The organism is Candidatus Terasakiella magnetica (assembly GCF_900093605.1).
Classification (GTDB): Bacteria; Pseudomonadota; Alphaproteobacteria; order Rhodospirillales; family Terasakiellaceae; genus Terasakiella; species Terasakiella magnetica.
Genome location: NZ_FLYE01000048.1, coordinates 139,494 through 166,152, shown reverse-complemented (window position 1 = coordinate 166,152; position 26,659 = coordinate 139,494). Strand labels below are relative to the sequence as shown.

The following is a 26,659-nucleotide window of genomic DNA, read 5'->3' as shown; positions in this document are numbered from 1 at the left end:
ATATATAACGCTAAGTAGACTTATCACTTTTGGGGTAGAGGGTAGATGGGCTTACGCGGGAAACGCATATTTCTGTTCATAACGCTCTGTATTTTTATTGCAGATGCCTGTTTTGTCTTGATTAATTATTATCAGGATAAGACAAGCCTTCAGCGTGAGCTTGAGCTGAAAAGCCACCAATATCAAACCGCTTTTGATGTGGCTATGACCATGACGACAAGAAACATGTTGCAGTTGGCAACCTATGTTGCAAATGATGTGAGTGTGCGTCGTGTTTTTGCCCAAGCGGCTAAAGTTCATGAGGATGAAGGCGGTGGCAAAGGTGGGCCACTTTCAGCACAATATCGCGCCAAGCTTTATAATGAAGTTGCCGGTAGTTGGCAAAAAATGAAAGAGCGCTTTTATGTGCGCCAGCTTCATTTTCACCTTCCCCCAAAAGATACCAGTTTTTTGCGCGTTCACCGCCTTTCAAAATGGGGCGATGACCTATCACCTCTTCGTCATATGATCATGGACGTGATGGACGATCATATCCCGCGTGAAGGCCTAGAATTGGGTCGTATTTATGCTGGAATTCGTGGCGCTGTCCCCGTTTTTGCGCCTACAGATGGTGAGTCTAATGGCGAGTTCATTGGTGCCCTTGAAGCCGGGACATCTTATTCAGAAATCATTGATCTACTCAAAAAACAGGTGGGTACAGACATTGCCATTTTGCTTAATGGGGAACGTGTGTCCAAAGTGAAATGGAAAAATGATTTAGGTGGGGAACATGCCGAGGATTGCGGCTGTTTTATTGAGGCAAGTTCAAGTGATGAGTTGGTTGAGTTCATACCAAAAATGGATATGGCTCAATATCGTGAAAATGAACCCTTTAAACTGAGAACTGATATTGTCCAATGGGGAGACAGCCGTTATGCCCTGACCAATTTTGGCATTCGTGATTATATCGGTGATAAAGAGAAATCACCCACCCCAGTTGGGCGTGTGGCCATGTGGTATAATGTGGATCACAAATATATGGAATTGGCCTCGAACACGCAGGTCAATATTATCTACGCGATCTTTGGCTTTATCATCATTGAGAGTTTGATTTATTACGGCCTTGGTTTTGCGACAGCTCAGCTTAAAGAAGAGGTTTCCAAACAGTCTGGCGAGATTAGCAAGCTGTTGGAGGAAGTGGTCGAACAAAAAGATAAGGCAGTAAATGCTAGTCAGGCAAAAAGTGAGTTTCTGGCAAATATGAGCCATGAGCTACGAACCCCCATGATGGGGATACGCGGTGTGCTTGATCTTTTAAAAACAGATCAGGACCTTTCGCAAAACTCTCAAAACCTATTGCATGACCTTGATAGTTCAGCCCAGAGCTTGATCCATATTGTTGATGAGATCCTTGATATTTCAAAGATTGAAGCAGGCAAGCTGGCGATTGAACGTGTCTCAAGCCAACCTGCTGGCTTGATTGACGAACTGGTTAAAGTCTTTGGGCCTGCTGCCAAGCAAAAGCGCTTAGAGTTAAAAACCAATGCGCACTTACATGAAGGTTATTGGTGCAAGCTGGACCCAACTCGCTTCAAACAGATCGTCACCAACCTGATTAATAATGCGCTTAAATTTACCCTTGATGGTTTTGTGAAAGTCACGATGGAGCGTGTTGAAGAAGACGGGATACAATATTTAATCGTTGAAGTGAGTGACAGCGGCATTGGCATGACGAAAGGTCAGGTCGATCATATTTTTGAGCGTTTTAAACAGGCCGATGGCTCAACCACCCGTAAATATGGCGGCACAGGCCTTGGGCTTGCCATTTCAAGTGAGCTCTCACACCTTCACGGCGGTGACCTTTCTGTGGAAAGCCAGAAAAATATTGGTTCAACCTTTACCTTGAAGCTGCCTGTTGAAGAGAGTGAGCCGCTTATTGAAGAGGCTGAAGAACAACAAGCTTTATCAGAACTTGATATTTTGTTGGCTGAAGATAATCTGATTAACCAGAAAGTCGTTCTTGCCATGCTCAATAAGCATGGGCATCGCGTTGTTGTGGCAAATGACGGGGAACAAGCCGTTGAACAGGCCCATAAGCAAAAGTTCGATGTGATTTTGATGGATATGCAGATGCCTAAAATGGATGGGCTGGAAGCGACAAAACATATCCGTCAAGGTGAGGGACCCAATCAGGGCAGTGTTATTCTGGCCTTTACAGCCGATGCCATTCGCGAACATCGCGAACGTTATTTTGCCTCAGGCGTGAATGATATCGTGACCAAGCCCATTAAAATTGAAGACCTTGAAGAAAAGGTCCGTCGCTTTATTCAAGGAACTTAACCACGCCAGAATGTCGGCATGAACAATACCAAAATGGTAAAGAGTTCCAAACGGCCCAGCAACATGCCTGAGGCCATGAGCCATTTTGCCCCATCAGGTAAAGTCTGGAAATTTCCGCTTGGGCCTGCGGTATCACCAAGGGCCGGGCCCACATTGGCAAGGGCGGTGGCCGCACTGGAAATAGCGGTAATATAATCAAGCCCCATCATGCCCAACGCCATGGCAAGCAGGGCAAAACACACCCCGAAAATAAAGAAGAACCCAAGAACCGAAAACATGACTTCATCGGGGATGGGACGGCGGTTGTAATAGGGAATAAACACGCCGTGGGGCTCTAACAAACGTTTGATCTGGGTTTCAGCTGCGGCATAAAGCACTTGAAAGCGAAAGATTTTAATGCCGCAAGTGGTGGAGCCGGAACAGCCACCAATGAACATGATAAAGAAGAAAATCGGCCAAGCAAAATGGCCCCAGAGCTGATAATCCATGGAGGCATAGCCCGTACCCGTGATGATGGACACCACATTAAAGGCACCAAAACGCAAGGATTGGATCGGGTCATAGCCTTCTTGTATCCATAAGAAAGCGGTGGCAAAGAAAATCAGTAAAAAGACAATGACAAGGAACCATTGCACTTGTGTATCAGCCATAATGGCCTGAAAATTCCCGCGCAACATACGCAGATAAAGCATAAAGGGCAGGGAGCCTACAATCATGCCCAAAGTGATGAGCAGGTCAATCGAACCACTGTTAAAATGACCGATTGAGCCATCAGAGGTGGAAAAACCACCAGTGGCAATGGTGGTCATGGCATGGTTGACCGCTTCAAACGGGGTCATGCCCGCAAGCCATAGGCCGATGGCCCAAATGGCGGTAAGCCCGACATAAATGGCTGAGATGCTTGCTGAGATTTGTGCGGCTTTGGGCAGGGCTTTATCAGATGTTTCAAAGGCTTCCACCTTAAAGAGCTGCATCCCCCCAACATGGAGCATGGGCATGATGGCAACCGCCATCACAATAATCCCGATCCCGCCAAGCCATTGTAATAAAGCCCGCCAAAGCAACAGGCCCGGTGGGGCATAATCCAGCCCGGTAATGACGGTGGAGCCTGTGGTGGTGATGCCGGACATGGCCTCAAAAAACGCATCCGTATAGGACATGTCGAGTTCTGAAAAGGCAAAGGGCAGGGCGGCAAAGATGGTCATGACCAACCAGCTAAAGGTCGCCATGATGAAGCCTTGGCGAATGGAAAAGAACATCTTTTCGCGGGTATGGCCTGCTAAAATAAGCGCACTCGCAATGAAAATCGTCACCCCGGAAGACAGCATAAAGACCTGCCAATCCGGATTGCCTTGTGCAAGATCAACAAACATGGGCAACAACATGCCCAAGGCCAAGGTCATCAGCAAAAGGCCAATGATAAAGTAAATAGGGCGAAGATCGATTTTCATTTCAGCACAAACGGAACCGTTATTTTGAGTCGCAAAGCGGATTCTTGGCTGAAAACTCTAAAAAAGTCCATAAAAAACAGATGCGTTTTGCTGAGTTGCGCCTTATTCAACGCGCAATTTATAATCCGGTGTCGGGTTTAGGGGGCAGGAATAGAGATATTCACCAGCTTTGAGCTCAACTTCAAAGTCTTTGGAGACTCCGGATGAAAGCCCACCACCTGAGACACTTAGCTTTGAAAGCTTATGAAGTGGATTTTTCCAGTTGTAATCTTGTTCGCGCAACCAAAATCCCAAGGTGTAAGGTACATTGTGGTTTTTAACGCGAAAGATATATTTCCCTGGTTTTAAGGTAATGGTCTTGGCTTTTGCCAATCGGTCTTTTTTTGTTTTGGCATTGATCTTTTCACAATCGGCTGATTGTTGAGACTTAAAACCATGATCAAGGCCATGTTCAGCTTCGACAAACTGGCAGGGGGTCTGGGTCAGTTCAATGACCTGAACTTCTTTTGCCTGAACGCTCAGGCTGGTGAGTAAAACGCCACCAAAAGCCAAAAGACGCAACATGCTATTCTCCTCTCATCTTTATAATGTAATGCCCTTAGTGTGCCTGATACACTTACTCACGACAAAACACGTCTGCGTGATCAAGAATTTTAAAAGTATTTGAAAGGCAGGGGTGTTATGTTGATTTTGTGACGTGGATTTATGTATATTAAATAAATCTAATTTTGAAGGTGCTTGCATGAATCTACTTCAGACATTTTATAAAGATAAATTTTCTGGCCTGCTCGCAGCGCTCATCGTTGCCATTGCGGCGGTGTTTTTATCTGAACATTATGGCGCACCGACCATGTTGTTTGCTTTATTATTGGGCGTGGCGCTCAATTTTCTGTCTGAACATGAAAAATGCAGCCAAGGGATTGATATGGCGGCAAAGCAGGTTTTGCGCTTTGGCGTGGCTTTGCTGGGCTTGCGTATTTCATTTGATGCGATCAGCCAGCTGGGGGGCGGGCCTGTCATTTTGGTGGTGGTCGGGGTCTTTGCCACCATGCTCCTTGGATTTATCCTGACGCGCACCATGAAGACCAACTGCGCTTTTGGCTGTTTAACCGGTGGGGCGGTTGCCATTTGCGGGGCTTCAGCTGCCATGGCGCTTTCTTCTGTTTTACCTGCTGGTGAAGATCGTGAGCGCGATACGATTTTTACTGTTATTACGGTCACAGCCTTTAGCACCATTGCCATGGTGGTTTATCCCATCATTGCCAGTTTCGTTGGGCTGGATGATCAACAAACAGGGATATTTTTAGGCGCAACCATCCATGATGTGGCCCAAGTTGTCGGGGCTGGCTATGGGGTGTCTGATCAGACAGGCGATGTGGCAACCATTGTTAAGCTCTTGCGAGTCGCCATGTTATTGCCCGTTGTGTTGGGGGTGATGATGATCGTGCGCTATGGCTTTAAAGATGATACTCAGAAAAATGCCAAACTGCCATTTCCATGGTTTGTACTTGGCTTTGTTGCCCTTGTGGGGCTGAACAGCACGGTGGAAATCCCAAGCCAAATCTCAAGTTCTTTGATTGATGTCTCGAGCTGGTGCATTGTCACAGCTGTGGCGGCCTTGGGGATGAAAACATCCTTTGGCGCCTTGGTTAAGGTCGGCTGGATGCCGGTGGCTGTGGTGTTGATTGAAACGGTGTTTTTGGCAGCCTTATGTCTGGCTGCCATCTTTATCTTTGAGTTATAAGGGACTATTCGAGGTTTTCACCGGAATAAACACCCCAGAATTCGGCCTTGCGCAACCAGCCTTGATAGCCTTCTGCATCAATTTTGCACCATGTCATTCCCGTTGGGCATTCTAGAAGTTTGGCAATGACGCCTTCTTCTAAGCGGGCTGAGGGGTTGGCATTTGTTTTAGGCTGTGCGCGAAGGGTGCGCAGGTTGCCCATAATGATGATACTGCGTTTACCAGAAAGCATACCTTGGTGAACCCACCCTTGTGTGCCTTGCCAATCGCGAATTTTGCGCCATGTATCATATTCGGCCACCACTTCAACAGGGAGGTGGCGTTTTTTATATACCCATTCCACCGGATAGCGCACACCAGGGCCTGCGCGTAAATTCACTTCACCAGAGCGAAGTGTGACAAAACGCGGTAAAGGCAGGCCGGAGCCGCTTCTGGCTTGTGCAACGGCAGAAGAGATACCCAAAACAATCAGGGAAATCAGTAAAATTGAGGAGATTAATCGCTTACTGGTCATGGCAAAATCTTCGGTTTGTAAAAAAAAAGTGAAAAACTGATAACTCCACTGTACCAATGAAATAGTTGAGATATTATAAACAGGCTTGAAAAATTTTCCTGTCACCCCTAAAAAACAGGGGTAATTACAAAAAAGTCCCACGGGGGAAGGAATACCATGGTCCAGAAAAAGCCAGTTGTCATCGTTACACGCAAACTACCTGATGCGGTCGAAACCCGCATGATGGAGCTGTTCGATGCCCGTCTCAACGTAGACGACACCCCAATGAGCAAAGCCGAATTGGTCGACGCGGTCAAAGAAGCTGATATTCTCGTTCCTACACTGACGGATCGAATCGATGCCGGTATCTTGGCGCAAGCTGGTCCGAATCTTCGTCTGATTGCTAACTTTGGTACAGGTGTGGATCATATTGATCTTAAATCTGCCCGCCAACGCGGTATCACAGTGACAAACACGCCAGGTGTTTTGACCGAAGATACAGCCGATATGACAATGGCACTGATTATGGCTGTGCCACGTCGCATCGTTGAAGGTGTGCAGCTCATTGATGGTGATGAATGGGAAGGTTGGTCTCCAACTTCCATGTTGGGTCACCGCATTAATGGCAAGCGCCTTGGTATTGTCGGTATGGGCCGCATCGGTCAGGCTGTTGCCCGTCGTGCACAAGCCTTTGGCATGTCTATCCATTATCACAACCAACACCGCGTTCACCCGGATATTGAAGGTGAGTTGCAAGCCACTTACTGGGAAAGCCTTGATCAGATGTTGGCGCGCATGGATGTTGTTTCTATCAACTGTCCACACACACCAGCAACCTATCACCTGCTTTCAGCGCGTCGCCTGAAACTCATTCAGCCACATGCCTATGTGATCAACACGGCACGTGGTGAGATTGTGGATGAGCCCGCCTTGATCCGCATGTTGGAAAAAGGTGATCTCGCAGGCGCTGGTTTGGACGTGTTTGAAAACGAACCTGCCATTAACCCAAAACTGCGCAAGATGAAGAATGTTGTTCTTTTGCCGCATATGGGTTCAGCAACCATTGAAGGTCGCCTTGATATGGGTGAAAAAGTCATCATCAATATGAAGACATTCATTGATGGTCATACGCCACCAGATCGTGTGATCGACGCTTTCTATTGATTGCTCACTCATAAAGAAAACAAGAAGCCCTCATGTGATGTATGGGGGCTTTTTGTATTTTTGCGCCAAATCCTTTCATAGACTTCTTTGAGAAGAGGAGAATCCTATGTCTGTGGTTTGTGTGGCAAAATATACTTCAGTTGAAGAGGCTTTGGTGGCGCGCTCTAAGCTTGAATTTTACGAGGTGCCAGCATGGTTTGTGGAAGAACATGCAGCGCGCTGTAAATGGGTATATCTGCAAGGTGCAAGCTATTGCCATATTGAGGTGCCTGCCAGCTTTGCTGAAGATGCGCGTTTTTTGCTTGCTGACACCAATGAGGAATTAGAAGCGGAAGATTATGGTGAGGCGTATGTTTCCAAGCGTTTTTGGCTGATGGCCCTGTGCGTGGCCTTATCAATCCAGTATTTCGGTATAATTTTCATCGCTGATCATCTCTGGCATTGGTGGAAGAAAGTCCGGCGTTAAATGCCTGCGCCCGCCTCAATAATACCGGTGAGATATTCGACTTTCTTTAAAAGCTCGTGAAGCTGTTGGTCTTGATAGCCATGGGCTTCAAGTTGGCGTACGCTATTAATCAGATAATCACGATTAAGCCCTGTGTTACCTTCAGCTTCCATAATCAGGCTGGCGGCCTTATCAAGACCAAGGTCCCCGGCATAAAGCGCATGGGATTGATCAGCCACAAAGGTATAGGCCTGAACTTCTGTTGAGCAATCTAGAGAAAGCGGCAAGGTTTCTGCACGATAGGCATAACCGCAAAGCTCACGTTCTGTCAGATAAGCAATGACCGCTTCTTTATCTTCATCAGCAATGCGAAAGGCCACCCCGCGACATTCGGCATCCTCATGAGGGTCAAGCCCAAGCACAAGGCCGGGCTTTTTGGGTGTGCCGCGATAATAATGGGAATAGATGCAAAAAGATCGAGAGAATCCACGCAATGTGGCAGGCTGAGCTTCTTCATATGAAAAGCCCGGTCGCCACATTAAAGACCCATATCCAAAAACCCAAAAGGCATCTTGCATAAATTCATTTCCTTCCTCAGTTGGTCATAAAGCTGAAATGGCTAAAAGGCAAGATGTGAAAAGTATGTTTCGTTTGAAACTAATTATGATATTTTACAGTTCTTAAAATTCTGAGGAACTTTTTTCTGCTAAGGTCGCCTCCAAATGAAATGAAGCAAGTAAAAGAGACAATAGCCATGAACGAGTGCCTGTGGACCCCAAGCCCTGAACGTATTGAAGCCTCAAATCTGCGTGCCTTTATGAAACATGTGAATGGGCAATATTCTTTGGATATTAAAGATTATGATGCCCTTCATGACTTTTCAGTTCATGAGCGTGAAAAATTCTGGGTCTCTTTAAAGGATTTTGCAGGTCTGAAGGCGCAAGACTGGGGCAAGCGCATTTTGGTTGATGGCGATAAAATGCCCGGCGCGCAGTTTTTCCCCGATGCGAAAATCAGTTTCGCTGAAAATCTGCTCAAGAAAAAGGATGAGTCTCAAGCCCTTATTTTTTGGGGGGAAGATAAAGTCAAACGGGCCGTTTCATGGAAAGAGCTCAACGATAAAGTCTCTGTTTTCGCCCAAGCTTTGCGTGCACAAGGCGTTAGTAAAGGGGATCGTGTCTGTGCCTTCATGCCCAATATGCCCGAAACCATTATTGCCATGTTGGCGGTCACCTCATTGGGCGCGGTCTGGTCCTCAACCTCACCGGATTTTGGGGTGAATGGTGTACTGGATCGTTTTGGTCAGATTGAACCGACTGTTCTGGTGGGGGTTGAAGGCTATCATTATAATGGCAAAGCCCATGACTGTTTGGGCAAGCTGGAAGAAATTGTTAAAGAACTTCCCACGTTGGAAACTTGCGTGATTGTACCTTACACGCGGGAAAACCCTGATCTTTCAAGCGTTGATAAAGCGGTATTGCTGGATGATTTTGTCGCAGGCTTTGAGTCCGGTGCGATTGAGTATGAATATGTGGAATTTAATCATCCGCTCTATATCATGTTTTCATCAGGCACGACGGGTAAACCAAAATGTATTGTCCATGGTACGGGCGGCACCTTGTTAAAGCAGGTGAGCGAACATATCCTTCATTGTGATAATGGCCCAACTTCGCGGGTGTTTTATTTCACCACCTGTGGCTGGATGATGTGGAACTGGCTGGTCGCAGGCTTGGCGGCGGGCTCAACCTTATTGCTTTATGATGGGTCACCTTTTTATCCAAGCGGAAACATTCTGTTTGATTTTGCCGATGCTGAAAAAATGACCATGTTTGGCACATCTGCCAAATATATTGATGCCTTGAATAAGGCGGACCTTAAGCCCCTTAATACCCATGATCTTTCAAGCGTTCAATCCATGACCTCAACAGGCTCCCCGCTGGTTGCGGAAAGTTTTGATTATGCTTATGAGGGCATTAAGAAAGATATCCATTTGGCCTCTATTTCCGGTGGGACAGATATTTTGGGCTGTTTTGTTCTAGGCAATCCTATAGCACCTGTTTATCGCGGTGAAATTCAATGTCGCGCCCTTGGGATGGCAGTTGAGACCTTTGATGATGACGGCCAACCCATTCGCGGGGATAAAGGCGAGCTTGTCTGCACGAAAGCTTTTCCATCCATGCCGGTGAAATTCTGGAATGACCCTGACAATGCGCGCTATAAATCGGCTTATTTTGAAAAATACGACAACATCTGGTGTCATGGTGATTTCGTCGCTATTGATGAAAAAACAGGGGGTATGGTGATCTATGGGCGCTCTGATGCCACGCTTAACCCCGGTGGGGTACGCATTGGAACAGCTGAGATTTATCGCCAAGTTGAAGCCTTGCCGCAAATTCAAGAAAGCATCGTGATCGGTCAGGATTGGGAAGATGACGTGCGTGTGGTGTTGTTTGTCGTCATGAAAGGCACCTTTGAACTTACTGATGAGTTGATCTCAACCATTAAATCCAAGATCAGGTCAGGCTGCACACCACGCCACGTGCCTGCAAAAGTGATTGCGGTGGCAGATATCCCCAGAACCAAATCAGGCAAAATTACTGAGCTGGCTGTGCGCGATATTGTGCATGGGCGTGAGGTGAAAAATAAGACAGCTTTGGCGAATCCTGAAGCACTGGAGCTATATAAAAATCTAGACCCGCTCGCCATATAGGCGAAAACTGCCCAAATACTTCAACTAAGCTCAGGTCATTACATCTAATTATCGTAATGTAGGAAAAAATGAGTCATTTACGCTTTTTCTCATTCAAATGAGTGGGGAAAAACGTATATAATTAGTCTAATAAGCACTCTCGGTTCATAAAATCAGAGCAATCAATTGGACAATGGCGCCTCCACAGAAGACGAATCTGCTGTTTCAAAGACAAACAAAACGGATATTTTCGTCGTTTCAAGCAATGACAAACACTTGCAAGAAGTGTGTCAGGCGCTGATCTCTTTTTACGTGGTGCATTCATTTAATGATGTGGGCCAGCTGAGTGAGGCTTTGGCGCAATATCATCCAACAGCGATCATTATTGATGATAAAATCGATCCCATTGGCGGTTTGCGCTTAATACAGGGCTTGCGCCAAACACAAGCCCTCAGCCTGATCCCAATTGTCTTTACCGCGCGCAAAGGCGCCCTTGATCAGGTGGAGGCTGCCAAGACCTTACCTTTGGTGAGAACCTTGATGAAGCCCTATCGCTTCAGCTCCCTCATTACGGCCATTTCAGATCAGGTAAATGCCCATATTGAAGCCCAATGGGAATTGATGGAGCCTGTGCAAAAAGCAGCCCTTGAAAATACATTACAATCCTTTAACTCGGTTGCAGACCTCATCGCTGAGGGAAAACCACTGCCTTATAATGAAATCCAAGACAGTTGTGATCCGCTGGTGGAGGCTGTGCAGGGCGGCTGTTATAAAGAGTTGCTTAAAGGGGTGCGCGGTCATGATAACTATTCCTATGTTCATTCCTTGCGGGTTGCGACTTTTTTAACCCTGTTTGGCGATCATTTAGGGATCAAGGATGATGATGCCAAAATCCTTGCCAGTGGCGGTGTGCTTCATGATGTGGGCAAAATGATGATCCCTCATCAGGTGTTGAATAAAGCGGGCAAGCTTAATGATAATGAATTGATTGTCATGCGCTCTCACGTCACAGAAACAATTGATTTTTTAGAATATACCGAAGAGCTGCCGCGCGGTGTAAAAGTCATTGCCGCTCAGCACCATGAAAAACTGGATGGCACAGGCTATCCCCACGGTCTTAAAGGTAAAGAGCTTAATGAGCTTGCCCGTATGGCAACCATCATTGATATCTTTAGCGCTTTGACAGACCGACGCTGTTATAAAGACCCGATGTCTCCCGTTCAGGCTATGGAGATTATGGAAAATATGGCTGATGGTCACCTTGATCGCCATTTCCTAACATCATTTAAAGAGCTGCTTTTAGATGCGGCCAGTGATGGCGACTTCCATTAAATATATGCTCTAAACATCGCTCCAGCGGCGCATTAAATTGGCATGGGCTTTGGTCATTAAATCAAATTCACGCGATTTTCCGTCTTTTTGGAAAAGAGAACGCCGTGCCGTATCCATATCAAAAAGGATTTCGCGTTGTTCAGCTGACCTGATGCGGCTTTGTACCCATGTACAAGCCACAATGCGCTCACCTTTTGTAACAGGCTCTACACGATGTAGCGTGGTGGACGGATACACAATGGCACTGCCAGCAGCCATGCGAAAACGTCGCTCTGCTGCGGGTTCTTCAATCACCAAATCGCCGCCTTCATAACTGTTGGGTGGTGAAAGAAAGACAGTCATGGAAATATCCGTGCGACTGGTGCGTTCATGAAACATCAAGGCATTATCAATATGAGTGCCATAACTGCCCTGATCTTTACATCGGCTGACCAAAAAGGGGCGAATGATATGCGGGTGGGTGGCAAAGTTGAATAATTCGTTTAGTTGAAGGGCGCGCGATAGAATTTGGTTTATTTCTTTTAACGGCTCACTTTGTGTCATCTGTTCATTGTTTTTGACTTCACGCGCGTGCCATCCCGCAGTGTTTTTACCATCTTCAAATTGAGCCGAGCCCACCAGCCCCATAATGGTTTTGACCTGATTATCAGACAGAAGATTGGGAAGGGGAATAATCATAACTTAGGTCATCCTTTAAAGTGCGCTGAGTGAAGCCTTATTGAATTAGTCCATGCTTTTTAAGCAATGTTTGGCTGGTGCCATCATTCTTTTTCTTTTTGAGTTGTTCTGCCACAACTTTAATGTAGGAGCTTTTATCTTTGTGCAGGAATGGATAAAGCCAATATTCATCAATATTGGGGGGGTGAATTTTTAAATCTTTAGAAAGCTCTGGATGTTTTTTTAAGGTATCAAGGGTCGCCGCCTTAAAAAGAATGGCTGAGTCTGCGCGTTTATGAGCCACTAACGTCAGGGCCTGTCTGACATTTGTGGCAGGGACACGATTGTTTTCGTTGATATGTTTGCGAATGTTTTTGGACCCTCTGATATAAGTAACAGGGCCAAGGTTTGCTTTTGCCCAGCTCGCTTGTTTTATTGGGCTGTCTTTATGAGTTAGTAGAATAACCTGAACTTTATAGATACCTTCATCAACACGAATGTAATTCTCTACGGGGTCATTTGAGATGTTTTTAAAATCAAAAATGCGCGAGGCATCTCCATCAAATTGACCGGAATTAACCAGGTGAATAACCCGTTTCCCCGGTAAAGGGCTCACCTCTGTGGTGATTTTCTTTTCTGCCAAGGCTTGTGTGAGGAGGTCTGAAATATAGTTGCTTAAAGGCGGTGTGGTATGTGTGGCAAAACGTAAACTCTCCGCCTGCACCTTTGTTGCTGAGAGAGTGAAAAATAACAACAAACAGAGGAGGGATAGGTGAGCATAAAATATGCGATTAAGCTGTTTTATAAAGGCCATGAAGTTTCTGAACTGATAAAAGCAATGAATGCAATATAGCATCCATTAAGGAGAAGACGGCTAAAAAAATACCTATCTTTGGTAAAATCCATCGCAAGTCCTCTTCTACCATTGCCCCCAAGGCGGAGTCCTGCTATAGGAGGGCCGACTTTTTCTAAATAGCAGGATGATTGCCATGGCACGTCGTCGCCAGATTTATGAAGGCAAGGCTAAGGTTCTTTTTGAAGGGCCGGAACCGGGGACCATCGTTCAGTATTTTAAAGATGATGCGACTGCGTTTAACGCAGAAAAAACAGGCACCATCACAGGTAAAGGCGTGTTAAACAACCGCATTACCGAATATGTATTTACCAAGCTTGCCGATTTGGGCATTCCAACACATTTCATTCGCCGCCTCAATATGCGCGAACAACTGTGTCGCCAATGCGAAATCGTTCCTCTTGAAGTGGTTGTGCGCAATATCGCAACGGGCTCATTAGTGAAACGACTCGGCATTGAAGACGGCACACGCCTGCCGCGCTCCATCGTTGAATATTATTATAAAGACGATGCACTGGGCGACCCGTTGGTGTCTGAAGAACATGTCACCGCATTTGGTTGGGCAAACCCGATGGAACTGGAAGAGATGACGGGCATGGCGCTGCGCATCAATGATTTCCTGTCCGGCCTATTTGCTGCCATTGGTATCCAGCTTGTTGATTTCAAACTTGAGTTCGGTCGTGTGTATGACCAAGACCAGATGCGTCTTGTTCTAGCTGACGAATTCAGCCCGGATAACTGCCGCCTGTGGGATGCAGAAACCGGTGAGAAAATGGATAAGGATCGTTTCCGCCAAGATCTTGGTGGCGTCGGTGAAGCTTATCAGGAAGTGGCACGTCGTTTGGGCATTGAGCCTGAAGGCGATGGCCCCGGTGACCATAAAGGCCCGGATACCGTACAATAATTTTGACTCCAAAAAGGCCCGTTCGTGGGCCTTTTTCGCGCTTTAAACTTTAGTGAAGGAAAAGCACAGTGAAAGCTAAAGTCCATGTGACCCTTAAAAACGGCGTTCTTGATCCTCAAGGCAAAGCTGTAGAACACGCTCTTGGTACCCTCGGTTTTGCCGGTGTCGGTGAAGTTCGTATCGGTAAATATATCGAATTGGAACTCAACGATGATGCAGAAAAATCCAAAGAGAATATCGAAAACATGTGTAAGAAATTGCTTGCAAACACAGTGATCGAAAACTTCGACGTGGAAATCGTTGAGTAAATAAGAGTTTGTGTTCCTGCAACTGCAGGAACCTAGGCCCCTGCTGTTGCAGGATTATAAGAGGGAAGAGGTCTTTCCATGAAAGCCGCTGTAATTGTTTTTCCGGGTTCAAACTGTGACCGCGATATGCTGGTCGGGATTGAACATTCCTTAGGCCGCGCGCCTGAGATGGTCTGGCATAAAGAAACTGAATTGCCAGATGTTGATTTTATTGCCGTACCAGGCGGGTTCTCTTATGGAGATGCCTTGCGTTGTGGTGCCATGTCTGCCCATTCACCGATCATGCGTGAAGTGGTGAAAAAGGCAAATCAGGGCGTGCGCGTTCTGGGTGTCTGTAACGGTTTCCAGATTTTGACAGAAGCAGGCCTGTTGCCGGGTGTGTTGATGCGTAACGCAAAATTGAAATTCATCTGTAAAGACGTTCATTTGAAAGTCGAAAATGCAGAGACTGAATTTACAAACAAATATAGCGCTGGTCAGGCCATCCGTATTCCGGTTGCGCACCATGATGGTAACTTCCATGCTGACAGTGATGTGCTTGCTGCGATTGAAGAGAACAATCAAGTGGCTTTTCGTTACTGCGATGAAGCAGGTAACGCAACGCCTGAGGCCAATATCAATGGGTCGCGCAATAACATTGCGGGTATTTTCAATGAAAAGAAAAACATCCTGGGCATGATGCCTCACCCTGAGCGTCTCTGCGAAGAGGCACTTGGCGGCACAGATGGCAAGCCGATGTTTGATGCACTTGTGGAGGCTTTATCATGAGTGAGATTACAATGGACGTCGTGAAAGAACACGGCCTTTCTGAAGACGAATGGAAGCTCTGCCTTGAGATCATGGGCCGTGAGCCAAACCTGAACGAACTGGGTATTTTCTCAGTCATGTGGTCTGAACACTGTTCGTATAAATCTTCCAAAAAATGGTTGAAAACCCTGCCAACAGAAGCCCCATGGGTGATCTGTGGTCCGGGTGAAAACGCAGGTATCATCGATATTGGTGATAACCAAGCGATTATCTTTAAAATGGAAAGCCATAACCACCCATCTTACATTGAACCCTACCAAGGTGCAGCCACAGGTGTTGGCGGTATCTTGCGCGATGTGTTCACCATGGGTGCGCGCCCGATCTGTAACCTGAACGCCCTGCGCTTTGGCGATATTGATCATGAAAAAACCCGCCACCTTGTTAGCGGTGTTGTTTCCGGTATTTCTGGGTATGGCAACTGCGTGGGTGTCCCAACGGTGGCGGGGGAATGTGAATTCCATAGCTCGTATAATGGCAACAACCTTGTAAATGCCATGGCTGTTGGCTTGGCTGATGCGGATAAAATTTTCTATTCTGCTGCAGCAGGCGTTGGCAACCCGGTTGTCTATTTTGGTTCTAAAACAGGTCGTGACGGTATCCACGGTGCGACCATGGCCTCAGCAGAATTTACCGAAGATTCTGAAGAAAAGCGTCCTACAGTTCAAGTAGGTGACCCGTTCACCGAGAAGCTTGTGATTGAAGCAACACTGGAGCTGATGAAAACAGGTTCTATCGTTGCTATTCAAGATATGGGGGCTGCGGGCCTGACGTCATCATCTTTTGAGATGGCCTCAAAAGGTGGCGTGGGTGTTGAGCTTGAGCTTGACCAAGTGCCTATGCGTGAAGAAGGCATGACACCTTATGAGTTGATGCTCTCTGAATCTCAAGAACGTATGCTTGTGATCCTCAAGCCCGGCATGGAAGATGTTGCCAAGGCTGTGATGGATAAATGGGACCTTGAATTTGCTGTTATTGGTAAGCTAACCGATACGGGCAATATGGTTTTGAAATGGGACGGTGAAGTGGTTGGCGATCTGCCGATTGACCCGCTCGCATTGGCCTCACCTGAATATGATCGTCCATGGGTGAAAACAGAACGCCCAGCTGAGCTTAAAGCGTCTGACGTTGAAAGCAATGTGGGCCGCATCGATGCGCTTAAAACATTGATCGCTCATCCAAACTTCGCTTCCAAGCGTTGGATTTGGGAACAGTATGACCATATGGTTATGGGGGATACGGTTGGTCGTCCCGGTGGAGATAGCGCCATTGTTCGTGTGCATAACACCAATAAAGGGATCGCGGTAACATCGGATTGTACGCCACGTTATTGCTATCAAGACCCGCATGAAGGCGGCAAGCAAATCGTTGCTGAAACCTATCGTAACATCACAGCTGTGGGTGCAAAACCAATGGCTGTGACCGATAACCTCAACTTCGGTAATCCAGAGCGTCCAGAAATTATGGGCCAGATTGTGGGCTGTATTGAAGGTATTGGTGAGGCGTGTCGTGCGCTGACTTACCCAATCGTTTCTGGTAACGTTTCTTTATATAACGAAACCAACGGCACAGGCATTTTGCCAACCCCAACATTGGGCGCGGTGGGCTTAATTGATGATATCGATCAAGCGGCCTCTGTTGCCTTTAAAGCTGAAGGTCAATCCATCATCGTGATTGGTGAAACAAAAGGCTGGCTTGGGGCGTCGCGCTACCTTGAAGTCTTATGTGGTCGCGAAGAAGGTGCGCCTCCTGCTGTTGATTTAGCAGCTGAACTTCGCAATGGTGATTTCGTTCGCGCGCAGATTTTGGGCGGTGTTAAGACCTGTCACGATATCTCTGATGGCGGTATCGCTGTGGCCGTTGCGGAAATGGCTATGGCGGGCAACATCGGTTGTGATGTTGAAATCCCAACAAATGTAGAACATGCCTATGCATGGCTCTTTGGTGAAGACCAAGGCCGCTACATCGTAACGGTTGATAGCGATCAGGCCGATGCTTTTGTTGTGAAAGCTGCTAAAACGGGCGTTACAGCCAACATCATCGGCACAACAGGCGGCACTGAGGTCATCCTTGGTGGTGAGTCTGTTGCAGTCGCCGAGCTAAAAGACCTCCACGAAAACTGGATGCCAGACTATATGGCAGCTGGTGAGTAAGCCTTTTAAAAAGCTTGCACGAAAAACGAAAAGGCCTCGCACTGCGCGGGGCCTTTTTTTGTGGGTTATGTACTTAAAATTGCATACAATTATATGGCTTTAGGGCTTTCTTTCTTTTTTCCTTTTTGCTAAATTCACATTTAGGAATAGTAATTAATCGCAATCAAAATGCGAAAAAAGGAAGAATAGAATGAGCCAGCCGTCTGTCTCTATAACTGAGCGCATGGAGTTTTTGCGTCTTGATCAAAGCTCGCGGGTAAGGTTACGCGAAGCTTGGAGCGTGATTTTACCGCAGTTAAATTTTGTGCTGGATGAGTTTTATAACCATCTGGTCTCTGTTCCTCTTTTAAAAGAGAAAATCGGCTCACCAGAACGCATTAGTGGGCTTAAAGGGGCGCAATCCAGCCATTGGGAAGCATTGTTTTCTGGTGAGTTTGATGAAAGCTATATGCAGCGGGTGCGCACCGTAGGGGAAACGCATTATCGCATTGGGTTGGAGCAGAACTGGTATATGGGCGGCTATTGCCTTGTGCTTAACCGTATCTGTGAGGTGATCGCCAAGGCCTATAAACGCAATGCCATTAAAGCCGCAGAGATCATCAATGTGGTGAATAAGGCGGTTTTTCTGGATATGGATTTGGCCCTGTCTGTCTATCACGACATGCACCAACAGGCCTCGCGTGATCGTCAAGCGCGTCGCAATGATGCTATTGAGATGTTTAATTGCGCCACAACACCGTTGCTCTCTTCCATGAAAGAGTCCGGTATTGATTTAATGTCCATGGCAAACACTATGTTTGTTAATGCCAATCAAACCAGTGAACATGCAGAACTGGTGGCGACCAAGGCCAGTGAAGCGAGCCAAAATGTGGACACGGTTGCGCAAAACGCAGAAGAGCTGGAAGTCTCTATTCATGAAATTGCTGAAAAAGTCATCCAATCTCAAGAGATTTCAGGCGAAGCCGTCACCCAAGTGGAAACCACAAACCAGTTGGTCTCAGGCTTAAGTGAAGCCTCAGATCAAATCGGTCAGGTGATCAATCTGATTAATGATATTGCAGGCCAAACAAACATGCTGGCCCTGAACGCCACAATTGAGGCCGCGCGTGCAGGCCAAGCCGGAAAAGGCTTTGCGGTGGTTGCAAGCGAGGTTAAGAAACTGGCAAATCAAACTGCACAGGCGACCGATCAAATTGCCAAGCAGGTTTCAAATATTCAAAATGCAACTCATCAGACAACAGGGGCCATGGAAACCATTGGCTCGGTCATTACACAAAGCAGTGATATTGCACAGATGATTGCAACGGCGGTGGAACAGCAAAATATTGCCATTAAAGAAATCACCCATAACGCCCATGAGGCCTCAGATGGCACACGGGCCATGTCTGAAACGATTGTGAAGGTGGAAGAGGCCGCTTCACAAACCAAATCAAATGCAGAAAATCTACAAGGCACATCCGATACCATGCAGAATATCTCAAAGGGCTTAACCATTGAGATTGAACATTTCTTTGATACTGTGCAAAAGCTAAAGGTTGATCCCCATGGCACACAGCCCAATATCATGAAAATTGATCTAGAAGAAGAAACAGCCCAAGAAGATGATCTTGAGCTGTTTTAATCGAGATTTATATAGTGTTTGATTACTCAGTATCCGGGCGTTTTTCACGCATGGTGACGAATTCTTCCGCCGCACTGGGGTGAATGCCGATAGTGGCGTCAAACTGGGCTTTGGTTGCGCCACATTTCATGGCGATGCCAATGCCTTGCATGATCTCTGCTGCATCCGGTCCCATCATATGGGCGCCGATTACTTTATCGCTTTCAGGCTCAACAATCAGCTTCATGAATGTGCGCTCATCACGCCCTGATAGGGTGTGTTTCATGGCTTTAAAACCGGATGTATAGACATCGATCTTGCCATAACGCTCGCGCGCTTGGGCTTCAGTCAGACCCACCACACCAAGGGGGGGCTGGGAGAAAACAGCAGAGGCAATATTGTCATAATCAACCGCCTTGTTATCTGCGCCAAAGAGATGTTCCACAAGGGCCATACCTTCAGCGAGCGCGACAGGGGTGAGGCAGACACGATCGGTCACATCGCCAATGGCGTAGATACTGTCAACGGAAGTCTTATAGTTGTCATCAACCTTGATCGCGCCTTTATCTGAAATCTCAACACCAGCTTGTTCAAGGCCAAGCCCGTTGATTTTAGGCTTGCGGCCTGTGGCATACATGATGGCATCTGTTTCAATGGTTTCGCCATCGCCTAAAACAATCTCATAATGATTGTCTTTTTTGGTGATACATTGGACTGTGGTGGAGCCCATGATATTGATGCCGCGTTTGGTCATTTCGCGCTCAAGCTCAGAGCGAAGGTCATCATCAAACCCGCGCAAGATACGATCAGCACGAATAATCTCAGTCACTTCTGATCCCATGCCTGCAAAAATACCGGCAAATTCCACCGCAATATAGCCCCCGCCTACAATCACGATGCGACGTGGTAGTTCTGGCAGGTCTAAAGCCTCATTTGAAGTAATGGCATGTTCAATGCCCGGTACATCGGGCAGTGTTGGCCAGCCGCCAACCGCGATGATGATTTTTTCTGCCGTGTAGCGTTTACCCGCGACTTCAACGGTATGTTCATCAATAAGGGTGCCGCGACCTTCTATGGTCTCCACACCATTGCTCGATAGGATATTGTTATAAATCCCGTTGAGGCGGGTGAGCTCACGGTTTTTGGTGTCAATGAGCTGGGGCCAGTCGATCTTTGAATTTACAGCACTCCAGCCAAAACCTTGGGAATCTTCAAAGGCAGAGGAATATTCAGATGCATAGACCAACAGCTTTTTAGGTACGCAGCCGCGCAAAACACATGTCCCGCCTACGCGGTCTTCTTCACAAACCGCAACGCGCTTGCCTTTTTGCGCTGCCATGCGCGAGGCGCGCACACCGCCGGAACCGGCACCAATGGTAAGAAGGTCGTAATCATACTGGGACATGGGGTGGCCTCTTTAATTTTAAAAATGATTTGCAATGAAGATAAGGCGATATGGGCAGGCGTCAAGCGCTTAAGGAGGATTGCGTCTTTTTCAGCTTGGTGAAAATTGCTTCTTTATGGGCATCCAAAACATCAAAGCCACCGATGAGATGATCATCAATAATGATTTGGGGAACTGTTTTTGCAGCTGTAATGCGTTCTTGCATGTCCTTGAATTTCGCAACAGTACTGACGTCATATTCAATATAAGGCACGTTATAGTCTTGAAACAAAGCTTTGGCCTTTTGGCAGAAGATGCAGCTTTCTTTTGTATAAATTTCTACAGCCATTTTTTTATCTCCGTCAATATAAGGAAAAAATAAGAGGAAGGGATTTTTGAAAGGGATGGAGGGCGTCCCTTCCTCTTTGGATGAAAAACCTTAGCGGTTCTTCAAGTAGTTCAACATTGTATCTGCATCAGATACTTCAAACGGGTCTGTTGGGCAGTTGTCAGAAAAACCGTCTTCAGAAAACAGCTGTTTAATTTCGCCATTTTCCACATACATGGAATAACGCCAGCTGCGCATGCCAAAACCAAGGTTGGACTTATCAACCAACATGCCCATTTTGCGGGTAAATTCTGCATTGCCATCAGGCAGCATGAAGACGTTCTCGCGACCCAGCTTTAGGCCCCACTGATACATAACGAATGCATCATTCACAGATAGGCAGATCACTTCATCAACGCCTTGGGCTTTAAGCTCACCGTATAGTGCTTCAAAGCGAGGCAGGTGTGTGGAGGAACAAGTTGGTGTGAATGCGCCGGGCAGGGCAAATACGACAACATTTTTACCGTCAAAGATTTCGCCTGACGTTAAGTCTTTCCATTCAAACGGGTTGTCGCCTTCAAGGGCATCGTTGCGAACGCGGGTTTTAAAAGTTACGTCAGGAACACGGTTTTGCATTTTAAATTCTCCAAGTGAGTTGTGTATGTGTCTTTGTCTGAAAGTGAAGATAGGAGGTTTAGTGAAATTAGTAAAATGAGTAATTTTTATTAATTTAATAGATTTTACCTATATATAAACTTTGTCATTCCTGCACGGCCTGTAACCCAGTAAACTAGGGTCAGGACCTATTAATTTATTGAGTTTGGCAGAGATGAATTTGAAGAAGGATTAGGCATAGTCCCCGCAGAAGTACTTGTACTTTAAGGGGGGTATAACGACAGCTTTCTTCAAATTCATCCTGTCCCTTCGGGATTTATTAAAAATGCCACAAATGCAGCGTCAAAGACTTTTGAAAGTACAAGTACTTCCTGCAAGCCATTTCCTTGCCTTGTGGTATTTTTAATAAACCAAACACATTAAATTAATAGGTCCTGACCCTAGGCCAAAGCCTGAGAGTGAAAATGGAGAGAAAAAGAATGATGAACTGGACCGACCTGTTGTGCACAGGACGCATCGGGGTAAAAGGTGAGGCAATGGTCGGGCGCGAAGAAAGCCCGTTTTTGCTGGACCTTGATCGCATTACATTTTCATCTTTCTTTCGCCGCTTACAAGATAAAACCCAAGTTCACCCCTTATCAGAAGGCGGGCGGGTACGTTCGCGCCTGACCCATAGTGTGGAAGTCGCCTCGGTTGGGCGCTCCCTTGGTTTTGGGGTGGGGCGCAAACTGATTGAAGCCGGGCGTGATATTCCTGAACATATTACCCCGCATGATTTTGGCTATATCGTGCAGGTGGCGTGCCTGTCCCATGATATTGGTAATCCGCCTTTTGGTCATGCTGGTGAATCTGCCATTGGGCAATGGTTTAAAGACCATGGCGATCAGGTGTTTGATGGGAGCATGACTGAGGCTGAGAAAGCTGATCTTTATAATTTTGAAGGCAACGCACAGGGCTTTCGCATTTTAAATAAGCTGGATTACTTTCGTGAAAGCGGGGGCTTTCGCATGTCTTATGCGACCCTTGGCGCCTTTACCAAATACCCCGGTGATGCCAGCCCAAAAGGACAGAAATATATAGAGGGCAAAAAGGCAGGGTTCTGTCAGGCGGAGAAAGACCTGTTTGAACAGATCGCCACCCGTTTGGGGCTGATTAAACGCGGGCAAGATACTTTATGGTGTCGCCATCCTTTGGCTTATCTTATGGAGGCGGCCGATGACATTTGTTATCGCGTGGCTGACCTTGAAGATGGGGTGACCATGGAATGTGTGTCTTTTGAAGCGGTAGAACATCATTTGGCCCCACTGGCCTGGTCCCATAAACATGGGGAGACCATTGCGGCGCGCCGGGAGGATTTGTTAAATGCAGCTTGGTATCAAGACATGTCGAAAAGTGAAAAGCTCGGCTTTTTGCGCTCCAAAGCCATTGGTAATTTAACCAAGGCAACAGTTGATGCCTTTATGGAAAATGAGGGTAAACTTCTCAGTGGTGAGCTTGATGAGGAGTTATTAGCGCTCACCCCATTTTCACAAGAAGCAGATGCTTGTAAAGTTTTTGCAGGCCAATCTATTTTTGGCACAACGCGCAAGCTTGAGATTGAAACGGCAAGCTTTGAAATTTTGGGCCAGTTGCTGAATTGTTTCAGCACTGCCCTGCTTGATTTTGAAAAAAATGAAGGTGATATTTCACGCACGACCCCACAAAATCAACGCCTTCTTAAGATGATGGATCTGCCTGTAACTTATGGTGTGGGGCGCTATGAACATTTGCTGCAAGTCACCGATTTTATATCTGGGCTTAGTGATCGTTCTGCTGTAAATCTTTATAAGGTTATAAAGGGTGTTTCACTTTGATGTGAAATTTAAGCTATTTATGAAAAAGATTTTCGCCTTACTTACGCTTCTTCTTTGTCTTTGTGCGCAAACCGCTTTTGCAAAGACCTATAAGGTTGCGTTGGCGAATATCCCCCCTTATGCCTTTAATGATGAAAATAACAATGCCAATGGCATTTTGGTTGATGTGACCCGTGATGCCTTTCAGCGCTTGGGCCATCAAGTGACGTTTAACTTTTATCCATGGGCGCGTTCCATCCAGAATGTAAAGACCGGACGTGTGGATGCGATTACGCCTTTTTTCCATTCTGATGAACGCGCTGAATATACCCATTTTGTGGGCAAGGGTGTTCTCACCATGGAGCTGCAGTTTTTCAAGTCGGTTACTGAAGATTTTAAGGTGTCCACATTAGAACAAGCCGCAGCTTACCGTATCGCAAAAGTCAGCAAAGCCTCTATGGGGGAGCGCTTTTCAGCCTATGAAAAAGCGGGTAAGTTGAAAGTGGATTATGTCCCCAATACCTTAACCGGTTTGAAAGTGATGTTAGCGGGGCGCACAGACCTCTTTGCGAGTGTACGCACCATTGCACTTTATGCAGCCAATAGTGCAGGCTTTGCAAAAGCGGTTGGCCCAGCGGGTAAACCGTTTGATCAACGCCAAGCCTATCTGGCTTTTTCGCGCAAGACTATGGATCAAGAGACGTGTGATCTGTTGGTTAATGAGATTGAACTTATGCGAAAAGCGGGGCGTATTGATGAGATCATTAAAAAGTACGTGAACTGATGAATAATAAAAGCCTGCTTTATATTGCCATTAGCCTTGCTGCCATCGCGGCGGTGGGCGTTTATGTGCAAAACAGCCAAGTTCTCCCCTTAATTGATGCAAAAAATGTTGAGATGGTTCAACAAGGCAAGCCGCTTTATTATATTCATTGTGCTTCTTGTCACGGCAAAAACCGTGAGGGGGAAGTTAAGGAATGGCGTGTGCGAAAAAATGATGGGACTTTCCCGGCCCCGCCTCATGATGAGACAGGCCATACATGGCATCATAATGATAAATATTTGTTTGATTACACGCGCCTTGGCGGCCAGAAAATGGTGCCGGATGATTATAAAAGCGCCATGCCGGGCTTTGGTGATAAAATGACTAATTCAGAAATAAGAGCCGTGCTTGCTTTTATCAAAAGCCGATGGCCTGAGGCTATTCAAACCCGCCAGCAGGAAATGAATTAGGCTGCCTAATGTGTGGGGCTTTTGGGGATCACGCCCAAGCCATTTAAATCGGCCATAACCTGTTTAAAGATATCGACGGCTTTATCCATATCCTTAAGCTTACCAGATGTTTCAATGCTGGTTAGGATAACGCTCTGGAAGTCCGTAACGCTGCTGGCCCCACTGGCGTGAAGCTGGCAGATCAGTTTGTGCAAACTCACCCCATAAAGCTGATCGTCTTCTTTATATGGCGATGTAATGAGTTTGCCACCAATTTCTAAATATTCTTGAGACTGATACATAATGGCCTGTTTATTCGATTCCCTATAACTTTTCTAAATATTCTATTGGGAGTGGAATAATTTGGCATCACTCATTTGAGTGATAATAAAGAATAAATAGCTTCAGGTATCGGTCGGCTTTTCAGCAGGCGCTTCTTTTTTAGGTAGGGGCAGGATATCGCCAAAGAAGTCATCCAGAAGCTTCTCTAGCTGCTCTGCTTTCTTGCGGATAAAAGGCTCACTGTTAGAAATACCAACCTTTCCTGCGCATTGGGCTTCAACGCCTGCGCATTGTGCAACACAAGCAGCAGGGCTGTTGTCTTCCTTTTGCTCAAAGCAGTTTTGAACACATTGATTGTGGTTTGAAACGCAGTTTCGCAGCGACTCATCAGCCTGTGCAGAGGGCGAGAAAAGCAGTAAAGCTAGTATAATAAAGAGGGGTTTCATCGTCATTCTCCTTAATGCTCCTTTTTAAAATACCCTAAAAAGGCAATAACGCCAAACAGTTGCTTATTTTGCATTTTTAATAAACGCCTAATGTTCCCATATGGGGATATTGGCTTTAAGTAAACTTCCTTATGTTCTCTTAAAAAGAGTATAGCTAAGCACAAGACCTAATTGAAAAGGGGGTGCTGGAATGAAAAAGATCATTTGGAATAGAGATCAATTCAGCATTGGCGATGATGCGCTTAATAGGCAAAATCAGAGAGTTGCCGACATCATAAATCTCTGTATGCATAACCCTGACTTACTGCTGAATGTAGAGTTTAGGGCGAGCCTCATTGCGGAATTGATGGAGTATTCTGAAGGCTATTTGGCCTATAAAGAAAATATTCTCAAAGACATTGGCTGTATCGGTTTAGAAAAACATGCGCTTTATCATTGGAAATATCTTGAAGAATTATCCCAATTGGTCACCTCTATTGAAAATGATGAGAAGCAGTTTTCAGTGGAATTTATGGAGTTCATCACCCAATGGTGGAACCGCCAGATTGTCCTTGAAGATAAAAAGTGCCGGGAGTGTTTTGAAACCGGTAAGAAGGTTCGAGATGATGAGGCATGTATGAGCACTCAAAACCAAGACGGTTTTAGCCACCATATCTCAGTTGAACATTCTATCTTTCAGTCTTTGATGGATAAAGTTAAGAAGTAAGCTTGGATTTTTAAAGTGGCTTTTTTGTGAGGCACTGTTTTAAAGCTGAATTGAATTTATCCAAAAAAGCGGTGTTTTTAGCTAAGAAAGCTTTTGAAAAATAAACACCTTGTGAGACTTCGCGTGCAATGTAGGTTGTGAATGTTTCAGCCGCTTTATTTTTTTTGACAAGTCGATCGTAGTTTATTTGGTTCTCAACAAGTACCTGTGAGTGGCCTGTGATTAAATGGTACATTGCGCCTTCCATGGTAGGCGCCTCGATGATGCGTCCTTTAATTTTCCCATCGTCCTGGTGGGACTTTAGCCATCTTAATTTTGCGGTCCCAATGTTCGCCGTAAAAGATTGCGACCAGAATTCATTTTGATCATTAGGGGTTGGTGTTTTATTTTTTTGAATAAAGAGCCAGTTATTGGACAGCACCCCGTGGGAGCGTACCGCATAGGCGTCTCTGGCTTTTGTTTGTGTTGCAACAAAAAAGCCATGGTATTTATTATATTGAGTGCCTTGCTGAGCCCTTTTCCACGGCACCATGATTATCTCATAGGGTTGTTCCATTTTCTTTAAGGAACATTCGATTTTTTCTTGGGCCAAATCTGAAATATGGGAAACAGGTTGTCGCGCAAGTTTGAGGGTCTGAGCCTGCGCATCACAAAAACCAATGGTAAATACCCCAACAAGAACTGCTAAAGTAAACTTATGCATAGCTTTTGCCTCCCCCTTATGAACTTTACATCTTATATTATGCATGATGAAAGAAGATGCCAAGTTTAATATTATGATGAAAATTATTTCCACAGTCGCACAGGATGCCACATCGGCATGGTTAAATATCCATTTGTAATGATATCTCAAGGTCCCAAAATACCAATTTTGCCTAAAAAAGGTGGATCAGGGGGCTTGTTTTCATAAAAACACACTAGATTTGTATTTCTAATGT

Annotated in this window: 27 protein-coding genes; 15 read left to right on the top strand and 12 right to left on the bottom strand. The window is 46.0% G+C overall.

Going from position 1 to position 26,659, the window contains the following annotated elements; translation table 11 throughout:
- Positions 1-45: 45 nt before the first annotated feature.
- Positions 46-2,319 (top strand): ATP-binding protein, encoded by a 2,274-nt coding sequence (locus tag MTBPR1_RS17385; protein ID WP_069190314.1) that lies wholly within the window; start codon positions 46-48, stop codon positions 2,317-2,319.
- Here MTBPR1_RS17385 and MTBPR1_RS17380 read toward each other — a convergent pair.
- Both MTBPR1_RS17380 and MTBPR1_RS17375 read right to left on the bottom strand, forming a co-directional pair.
- Positions 2,316-3,770 (bottom strand): TrkH family potassium uptake protein, encoded by a 1,455-nt coding sequence (locus tag MTBPR1_RS17380; RefSeq protein WP_069190313.1) that lies wholly within the window; start codon positions 3,768-3,770, stop codon positions 2,316-2,318. The genes MTBPR1_RS17385 and MTBPR1_RS17380 overlap by 4 nt on opposite strands.
- Before the next feature lie 102 nt (positions 3,771-3,872).
- Positions 3,873-4,334, bottom strand: coding sequence for a hypothetical protein (locus tag MTBPR1_RS17375; RefSeq protein WP_069190312.1), 462 nt, complete (start codon positions 4,332-4,334; stop codon positions 3,873-3,875).
- A 178-nt stretch (positions 4,335-4,512) separates the two neighbouring features.
- Here MTBPR1_RS17375 and MTBPR1_RS17370 point away from each other — a divergent pair, with 178 nt between their 5' ends.
- Complete coding sequence (locus MTBPR1_RS17370) at positions 4,513-5,514, top strand: YeiH family protein (RefSeq protein ID WP_069190311.1); 1,002 nt, start codon at positions 4,513-4,515, stop codon at positions 5,512-5,514.
- 4 nt (positions 5,515-5,518) lie between these two features.
- Here the strand turns inward: MTBPR1_RS17370 and MTBPR1_RS17365 are convergent, their stop codons facing one another.
- Positions 5,519-6,028: an SH3 domain-containing protein gene (locus MTBPR1_RS17365; protein ID WP_069190334.1), complete on the bottom strand. Its 510-nt coding sequence runs from the start codon at positions 6,026-6,028 to the stop codon at positions 5,519-5,521.
- A 156-nt stretch (positions 6,029-6,184) separates the two neighbouring features.
- On the opposite strand from MTBPR1_RS17365, the gene MTBPR1_RS17360 reads away from it, so the two are divergent.
- Positions 6,185-7,171, top strand: coding sequence for a 2-hydroxyacid dehydrogenase (locus tag MTBPR1_RS17360; protein WP_069190310.1), 987 nt, complete (start codon positions 6,185-6,187; stop codon positions 7,169-7,171).
- Between the two features lie 106 nt (positions 7,172-7,277).
- Positions 7,278-7,637: a hypothetical protein gene (locus MTBPR1_RS17355; RefSeq protein ID WP_069190309.1), complete on the top strand. Its 360-nt coding sequence runs from the start codon at positions 7,278-7,280 to the stop codon at positions 7,635-7,637.
- Here MTBPR1_RS17355 and MTBPR1_RS17350 read toward each other — a convergent pair.
- Positions 7,634-8,194: a gamma-glutamylcyclotransferase gene (locus MTBPR1_RS17350; RefSeq protein WP_069190308.1), complete on the bottom strand. Its 561-nt coding sequence runs from the start codon at positions 8,192-8,194 to the stop codon at positions 7,634-7,636. The genes MTBPR1_RS17355 and MTBPR1_RS17350 overlap by 4 nt on opposite strands.
- Before the next feature lie 176 nt (positions 8,195-8,370).
- On the opposite strand from MTBPR1_RS17350, the gene MTBPR1_RS17345 reads away from it, so the two are divergent.
- Together MTBPR1_RS17345 and MTBPR1_RS17340 are read left to right on the top strand one after the other, a co-directional pair.
- On the top strand, positions 8,371-10,326 hold the full coding sequence (locus tag MTBPR1_RS17345) for an acetoacetate--CoA ligase (protein WP_069190307.1): 1,956 nt from the start codon (positions 8,371-8,373) through the stop codon (positions 10,324-10,326).
- A 165-nt stretch (positions 10,327-10,491) separates the two neighbouring features.
- Complete coding sequence (locus MTBPR1_RS17340) at positions 10,492-11,637, top strand: HD-GYP domain-containing protein (protein WP_069190306.1); 1,146 nt, start codon at positions 10,492-10,494, stop codon at positions 11,635-11,637.
- 9 nt (positions 11,638-11,646) lie between these two features.
- Here the strand turns inward: MTBPR1_RS17340 and MTBPR1_RS17335 are convergent, their stop codons facing one another.
- Together MTBPR1_RS17335 and MTBPR1_RS17330 are read right to left on the bottom strand one after the other, a co-directional pair.
- Positions 11,647-12,315: a Fe2+-dependent dioxygenase gene (locus tag MTBPR1_RS17335; RefSeq protein ID WP_069190305.1), complete on the bottom strand. Its 669-nt coding sequence runs from the start codon at positions 12,313-12,315 to the stop codon at positions 11,647-11,649.
- Positions 12,316-12,352: 37 nt separating this feature from the next.
- Positions 12,353-13,108 (bottom strand): substrate-binding periplasmic protein, encoded by a 756-nt coding sequence (locus MTBPR1_RS17330; RefSeq protein ID WP_069190304.1) that lies wholly within the window; start codon positions 13,106-13,108, stop codon positions 12,353-12,355.
- 175 nt (positions 13,109-13,283) lie between these two features.
- On the opposite strand from MTBPR1_RS17330, the gene purC reads away from it, so the two are divergent.
- The 5 genes from purC to MTBPR1_RS17305 all read left to right on the top strand — a co-directional run bounded on the left by purC (position 13,284) and on the right by MTBPR1_RS17305 (position 18,937).
- Positions 13,284-14,051 carry a phosphoribosylaminoimidazolesuccinocarboxamide synthase gene (gene purC, locus MTBPR1_RS17325; protein WP_069190333.1) on the top strand — a complete coding sequence of 256 codons (768 nt, stop codon included), beginning with the start codon at positions 13,284-13,286 and terminating at the stop codon, positions 14,049-14,051.
- 68 nt (positions 14,052-14,119) lie between these two features.
- Positions 14,120-14,359 (top strand): phosphoribosylformylglycinamidine synthase subunit PurS, encoded by a 240-nt coding sequence (gene purS, locus MTBPR1_RS17320; RefSeq protein WP_069190303.1) that lies wholly within the window; start codon positions 14,120-14,122, stop codon positions 14,357-14,359.
- A gap of 78 nt (positions 14,360-14,437) precedes the next feature.
- Positions 14,438-15,127 (top strand): phosphoribosylformylglycinamidine synthase subunit PurQ, encoded by a 690-nt coding sequence (gene purQ, locus MTBPR1_RS17315; RefSeq protein WP_069190302.1) that lies wholly within the window; start codon positions 14,438-14,440, stop codon positions 15,125-15,127.
- Positions 15,124-17,316: a phosphoribosylformylglycinamidine synthase subunit PurL gene (purL, locus tag MTBPR1_RS17310; RefSeq protein WP_069190301.1), complete on the top strand. Its 2,193-nt coding sequence runs from the start codon at positions 15,124-15,126 to the stop codon at positions 17,314-17,316. The genes purQ and purL overlap by 4 nt, the downstream gene beginning before the upstream one ends.
- A 190-nt stretch (positions 17,317-17,506) precedes the next feature.
- Positions 17,507-18,937, top strand: coding sequence for a globin-coupled sensor protein (locus MTBPR1_RS17305; protein ID WP_069190300.1), 1,431 nt, complete (start codon positions 17,507-17,509; stop codon positions 18,935-18,937).
- Positions 18,938-18,959: 22 nt separating this feature from the next.
- Here MTBPR1_RS17305 and gor read toward each other — a convergent pair whose 3' ends face one another.
- The 3 genes from gor to MTBPR1_RS17290 form a co-directional block, all read right to left on the bottom strand.
- Positions 18,960-20,321 carry a glutathione-disulfide reductase gene (gene gor, locus MTBPR1_RS17300; protein WP_069190299.1) on the bottom strand — a complete coding sequence of 454 codons (1,362 nt, stop codon included), beginning with the start codon at positions 20,319-20,321 and terminating at the stop codon, positions 18,960-18,962.
- A gap of 61 nt (positions 20,322-20,382) precedes the next feature.
- Complete coding sequence (locus MTBPR1_RS17295; protein ID WP_069190298.1) at positions 20,383-20,649, bottom strand: glutaredoxin domain-containing protein; 267 nt, start codon at positions 20,647-20,649, stop codon at positions 20,383-20,385.
- A gap of 90 nt (positions 20,650-20,739) precedes the next feature.
- Positions 20,740-21,264 (bottom strand): peroxiredoxin, encoded by a 525-nt coding sequence (locus MTBPR1_RS17290; RefSeq protein WP_069190297.1) that lies wholly within the window; start codon positions 21,262-21,264, stop codon positions 20,740-20,742.
- Positions 21,265-21,722: 458 nt separating this feature from the next.
- Here MTBPR1_RS17290 and dgt point away from each other — a divergent pair, with 458 nt between their 5' ends.
- Genes dgt through MTBPR1_RS17275 form a run of 3 tightly spaced genes read left to right on the top strand, consistent with a single transcriptional unit; the run spans position 21,723 to position 24,308 of the window.
- Positions 21,723-23,096: a dGTP triphosphohydrolase gene (gene dgt, locus MTBPR1_RS17285; protein ID WP_069190296.1), complete on the top strand. Its 1,374-nt coding sequence runs from the start codon at positions 21,723-21,725 to the stop codon at positions 23,094-23,096.
- A 19-nt stretch (positions 23,097-23,115) separates the two neighbouring features.
- Positions 23,116-23,859, top strand: a complete 744-nt coding sequence (locus MTBPR1_RS17280; RefSeq protein WP_126465343.1) for a substrate-binding periplasmic protein — start codon at positions 23,116-23,118, stop codon at positions 23,857-23,859.
- The gene (locus MTBPR1_RS17275) at positions 23,859-24,308 is read left to right on the top strand and encodes a c-type cytochrome (protein WP_069190294.1); all 450 of its coding nucleotides are present in this window, start codon (positions 23,859-23,861) and stop codon (positions 24,306-24,308) included. The genes MTBPR1_RS17280 and MTBPR1_RS17275 overlap by 1 nt, the downstream gene beginning before the upstream one ends.
- A 5-nt stretch (positions 24,309-24,313) precedes the next feature.
- Here MTBPR1_RS17275 and MTBPR1_RS17270 read toward each other — a convergent pair whose 3' ends face one another.
- Positions 24,314-24,589 (bottom strand): hypothetical protein, encoded by a 276-nt coding sequence (locus MTBPR1_RS17270; protein ID WP_069190293.1) that lies wholly within the window; start codon positions 24,587-24,589, stop codon positions 24,314-24,316.
- A gap of 102 nt (positions 24,590-24,691) precedes the next feature.
- Positions 24,692-25,021: a hypothetical protein gene (locus MTBPR1_RS17265; RefSeq protein WP_126465341.1), complete on the bottom strand. Its 330-nt coding sequence runs from the start codon at positions 25,019-25,021 to the stop codon at positions 24,692-24,694.
- 184 nt (positions 25,022-25,205) lie between these two features.
- Here MTBPR1_RS17265 and MTBPR1_RS17260 point away from each other — a divergent pair, with 184 nt between their 5' ends.
- Positions 25,206-25,721 (top strand): bacteriohemerythrin, encoded by a 516-nt coding sequence (locus MTBPR1_RS17260; protein WP_126465339.1) that lies wholly within the window; start codon positions 25,206-25,208, stop codon positions 25,719-25,721.
- 10 nt (positions 25,722-25,731) lie between these two features.
- Here MTBPR1_RS17260 and MTBPR1_RS17255 read toward each other — a convergent pair whose 3' ends face one another.
- Positions 25,732-26,424, bottom strand: a complete 693-nt coding sequence (locus tag MTBPR1_RS17255) for a type 2 periplasmic-binding domain-containing protein (protein WP_069190290.1) — start codon at positions 26,422-26,424, stop codon at positions 25,732-25,734.
- Between the last annotated feature and the right edge of the window lie 235 nt (positions 26,425-26,659).

Bases quoted from the DNA above. Each gene is read 5' to 3' on its own strand.
- MTBPR1_RS17385 (WP_069190314.1), top strand. From the start codon at position 46: ATGGGCTTACGCGGGAAACGCATATTTCTGTTCATAACGCTCTGTATT.
- MTBPR1_RS17380 (WP_069190313.1), bottom strand. From the start codon at position 3,770: ATGAAAATCGATCTTCGCCCTATTTACTTTATCATTGGCCTTTTGCTG.
- MTBPR1_RS17375 (WP_069190312.1), bottom strand. From the start codon at position 4,334: ATGTTGCGTCTTTTGGCTTTTGGTGGCGTTTTACTCACCAGCCTGAGC.
- MTBPR1_RS17370 (WP_069190311.1), top strand. From the start codon at position 4,513: ATGAATCTACTTCAGACATTTTATAAAGATAAATTTTCTGGCCTGCTC.
- MTBPR1_RS17365 (WP_069190334.1), bottom strand. From the start codon at position 6,028: ATGACCAGTAAGCGATTAATCTCCTCAATTTTACTGATTTCCCTGATT.
- MTBPR1_RS17360 (WP_069190310.1), top strand. From the start codon at position 6,185: ATGGTCCAGAAAAAGCCAGTTGTCATCGTTACACGCAAACTACCTGAT.
- MTBPR1_RS17355 (WP_069190309.1), top strand. From the start codon at position 7,278: ATGTCTGTGGTTTGTGTGGCAAAATATACTTCAGTTGAAGAGGCTTTG.
- MTBPR1_RS17350 (WP_069190308.1), bottom strand. From the start codon at position 8,194: ATGCAAGATGCCTTTTGGGTTTTTGGATATGGGTCTTTAATGTGGCGA.
- MTBPR1_RS17345 (WP_069190307.1), top strand. From the start codon at position 8,371: ATGAACGAGTGCCTGTGGACCCCAAGCCCTGAACGTATTGAAGCCTCA.
- MTBPR1_RS17335 (WP_069190305.1), bottom strand. From the start codon at position 12,315: ATGATTATTCCCCTTCCCAATCTTCTGTCTGATAATCAGGTCAAAACC.
- MTBPR1_RS17330 (WP_069190304.1), bottom strand. From the start codon at position 13,108: ATGGCCTTTATAAAACAGCTTAATCGCATATTTTATGCTCACCTATCC.
- purC (WP_069190333.1), top strand. From the start codon at position 13,284: ATGGCACGTCGTCGCCAGATTTATGAAGGCAAGGCTAAGGTTCTTTTT.
- purQ (WP_069190302.1), top strand. From the start codon at position 14,438: ATGAAAGCCGCTGTAATTGTTTTTCCGGGTTCAAACTGTGACCGCGAT.
- purL (WP_069190301.1), top strand. From the start codon at position 15,124: ATGAGTGAGATTACAATGGACGTCGTGAAAGAACACGGCCTTTCTGAA.
- MTBPR1_RS17305 (WP_069190300.1), top strand. From the start codon at position 17,507: ATGAGCCAGCCGTCTGTCTCTATAACTGAGCGCATGGAGTTTTTGCGT.
- gor (WP_069190299.1), bottom strand. From the start codon at position 20,321: ATGTCCCAGTATGATTACGACCTTCTTACCATTGGTGCCGGTTCCGGC.
- MTBPR1_RS17295 (WP_069190298.1), bottom strand. From the start codon at position 20,649: ATGGCTGTAGAAATTTATACAAAAGAAAGCTGCATCTTCTGCCAAAAG.
- MTBPR1_RS17290 (WP_069190297.1), bottom strand. From the start codon at position 21,264: ATGCAAAACCGTGTTCCTGACGTAACTTTTAAAACCCGCGTTCGCAAC.
- dgt (WP_069190296.1), top strand. From the start codon at position 21,723: ATGATGAACTGGACCGACCTGTTGTGCACAGGACGCATCGGGGTAAAA.
- MTBPR1_RS17280 (WP_126465343.1), top strand. From the start codon at position 23,116: ATGAAAAAGATTTTCGCCTTACTTACGCTTCTTCTTTGTCTTTGTGCG.
- MTBPR1_RS17275 (WP_069190294.1), top strand. From the start codon at position 23,859: ATGAATAATAAAAGCCTGCTTTATATTGCCATTAGCCTTGCTGCCATC.
- MTBPR1_RS17270 (WP_069190293.1), bottom strand. From the start codon at position 24,589: ATGTATCAGTCTCAAGAATATTTAGAAATTGGTGGCAAACTCATTACA.
- MTBPR1_RS17265 (WP_126465341.1), bottom strand. From the start codon at position 25,021: ATGACGATGAAACCCCTCTTTATTATACTAGCTTTACTGCTTTTCTCG.
- MTBPR1_RS17260 (WP_126465339.1), top strand. From the start codon at position 25,206: ATGAAAAAGATCATTTGGAATAGAGATCAATTCAGCATTGGCGATGAT.
- MTBPR1_RS17255 (WP_069190290.1), bottom strand. From the start codon at position 26,424: ATGCATAAGTTTACTTTAGCAGTTCTTGTTGGGGTATTTACCATTGGT.